The organism is Allobosea sp. TAF32 (genome assembly GCF_052113585.1).
Lineage (GTDB): Bacteria > Pseudomonadota > Alphaproteobacteria > Rhizobiales > Beijerinckiaceae > Allobosea.
In genome coordinates this window covers 1-1,878 of record NZ_JBFRDM010000031.1, presented here as the reverse complement: position 1 = coordinate 1,878, position 1,878 = coordinate 1, and the positions used below count along the sequence as shown (strand labels likewise).

3 protein-coding genes and 1 pseudogene are annotated in these 1,878 nt (G+C 59.1%); 3 read left to right on the top strand and 1 reads right to left on the bottom strand.

The features are described 5' to 3' along the window. Nucleotides 1-395 precede the first annotated feature (395 nt). Both AB4Z16_RS28005 and AB4Z16_RS28000 read left to right on the top strand, forming a co-directional pair. On the top strand, nucleotides 396-620 hold the full coding sequence (locus tag AB4Z16_RS28005; RefSeq protein ID WP_441514574.1) for a hypothetical protein: 225 nt from the start codon (nucleotides 396-398) through the stop codon (nucleotides 618-620). 99 nt (nucleotides 621-719) lie between these two features. Beyond that, nucleotides 720-935, top strand: a complete 216-nt coding sequence (locus AB4Z16_RS28000; protein ID WP_441514573.1) for a hypothetical protein — start codon at nucleotides 720-722, stop codon at nucleotides 933-935. Between the two features lie 13 nt (nucleotides 936-948). On the opposite strand, the gene AB4Z16_RS27995 is transcribed toward AB4Z16_RS28000, so the two are convergent. After that, nucleotides 949-1,233 (bottom strand): hypothetical protein, encoded by a 285-nt coding sequence (locus tag AB4Z16_RS27995; protein ID WP_441514572.1) that lies wholly within the window; start codon nucleotides 1,231-1,233, stop codon nucleotides 949-951. Between the two features lie 169 nt (nucleotides 1,234-1,402). Between AB4Z16_RS27995 and AB4Z16_RS27990 the strand changes: the two are divergent. Beyond that, nucleotides 1,403-1,878 (top strand): annotated as a pseudogene (locus tag AB4Z16_RS27990) (hypothetical protein); the annotation flags it as partial.

Genomic DNA, 1,878 nt, shown 5'->3' with positions numbered 1-1,878 from the left:
GGAGCGTCCGGCCGTCCCGCAGGACAAGCAGGCCTTTCCCGGTATACATCGCCGGCCCCCCGCCAACTGCCTCGGCAGTACGCGCCCGTTTCGGGGTGGGGGCAAGCGACGTTTAGCATCCCAATTGCTCGGCATCTTCTGCGCCATTCTGACACTACGCCGTCCCGGAACCTTGCGCCCGACGTCCCCGTTCTTACTGTGCCGCTTTCGAGCGCCGATGAATTCCTCAAAGGCGATGCGTCGAGGCCCTCTCGAAAAGCAGCCGGTGATTGTTGGAGCACCGCAATCGCCGAGGGAGCCGATCTCCGGTCGGCTCCCTTCTTGGCGCCGGGAAAAGGGGGGCGAGACCTCGAGGTCCGTTTTTTCTGCGCAGAGCCGTTGCGGAGGAAAGGATCATGCTATTCTCGTCCCTGACCGATTCAGATCATCTCGCGCGCGCCCAAGCCGCCTTTGAGACAGCATGGGTCGAAATCGCGCCAAGCATTCCCGTTGCACTTGAGGAGCCCGAACGCTCTAAGCTGGCCAACATCATTGTCTCGCTAGTAGCCGTCGCCGCAGATGAAGCAGAACTGGCGAGGCTGGCGGTCGAGCGCTATCAATCGATCATCGAGGAAGCGTGACCCATAGCCGTCTGTTTGGCGGCAGCTTCTCTGGAACGCTGCACGTCGAAAGGAGTTTCCCTTTGCGGTTATTACCCGAAGCGCTCGGAGGAGGCCGCCATGATGGTCGATCCTCGACCAAAAGTGCCCCAACAAGATAACGAGAAGTTGAGGCCACCACTCCGGCTCGTCTACGATCGCGATGCAGAACCGACGGTCGAGACGCCTGACGAGGCCGAGCAAGGTACTCCGCGGTGGCCGGTTTTAATTTTGCTGATCTCGGGGCTGGCGAATGCGGTGATCGCGTGGTTCGTAGCTGGACTGCTGGCCTACTGAGGCCGCGCAGGAATCACGAGGATTTGGGTTTGTCGGCCGACCTTCGGCTAACCTTACGATCGCCAGCCAAGAAGCCCGCGATTTCGAGTTCAAGCTCGATTAGAATTTTCCGGTATTCCTCTGCTATGGCCGCGGCATTCGGTTCAGTCTGCTGGGTCCATCGAACGTAGGCGCGCCAGGCCAGCTCATAGCCTTCATATAGGTCAATGCAGCGTTCTGCAGCTCTCTTGAGCTGTTCGCGCCGTTCGGGCCAGCGGAGCATCAATCGTGCCAGGCCTGCTTTTTGCTCTGGCGTCATGGCGCCTTCCGAAATCCCCCGTACAGGCTAACCACGCGTTGGGGTTCGCGATATTGTCCCTGGTGTCAGGCTGCTGTTCTCACCACGATTACTTGTTGCCACTGAGCGATGCGCAGATCTATCGTAAGAGAGAAGCGGGTTTCGTATTTGCGTTCGCGCAGGGGTCGCCGTGGAAGCGTCGAATTGCTTTGGTACTTTGACCGAACCGGAGGGGGAAGCGGTAAGGTCAGAGCTCGCGCGGATCGTGGGAAGTGCAGATTTCAATGTTCCTGCGCGTGTAAAACAATTTCTACAGTACATTGTCGAAGAAAAGCTTTCGGGGCAAGAAAAGCGACTGAAGGCCTTCACGATCGCGAATAAGGTATTTGGTCGGGGTGCGGATTTCGACGCCATGAACGATCCGGTGGTGCGGATCGAGGCCGGTCGCCTGCGGCGCGCGCTGGAAAGATATTACCTTCTCGATGGAAAATGCGATCCGGTGGTTATTCAGGTCGCGAAGGGGAGCTATGTTCCCGCGTTCCGCTGGCGTGTTATCGATACGCCGGTGCTGGACGAAGCCGGGCCGTGGGAGACACCCCGCCAAAGCCGATCATCACGTACGGAATTGATGACCCGCCCCGGCGTACTGGCCTGCGGCCTTTTGTG